Genomic DNA, 444 nt, shown 5'->3' on the forward strand with positions numbered 1-444 from the left:
GTCACCAAGATCACCTGGGCCAAGGGCATCGACATCGAGACGGGCCGTCCGATCTATATCGACGACAACCGTCCAGGCGCCCCGGCGATCGCCGATGCGCATGACGCCAAGGGCAAGTCGGTGTTTGCGGCCCCGGCCTTCCTGGGCGCCAAGAACTGGATGCCGATGGCCTACAACCCGCAGACCGAGCTGTTCTATGTCCCGGCCAACGAGTGGGGCATGGACATCTGGAACGAGCCGATCACCTACAAGAAGGGTGCGGCCTATCTCGGCGCCGGCTTCACCATCAAGCCGCTGTACGACGATTACATCGGTGCACTGCGCGCCGTCGATCCGAAGACCGGCAAGATCGTCTGGGAATACAAGAACCCGGCCCCGCTGTGGGGCGGCGTGCTGACCACCGCCGGCAACCTCGTCTTCACCGGCACGCCGGAAGGCTATCTG

General features: G+C 64.0%; 1 protein-coding gene. It reads left to right on the top strand.

Going from position 1 to position 444, the window contains the following annotated elements:
• Positions 1 to 444 (top strand): PQQ-binding-like beta-propeller repeat protein (locus AB4Y34_RS41995; RefSeq protein ID WP_368719324.1); only part of this gene is annotated, 444 nt, incomplete at both ends.

Origin of the sequence: Paraburkholderia sp. BR10954 (assembly GCF_040965775.1) — a bacterium.
Lineage (GTDB): Bacteria > Pseudomonadota > Gammaproteobacteria > Burkholderiales > Burkholderiaceae > Paraburkholderia > Paraburkholderia youngii.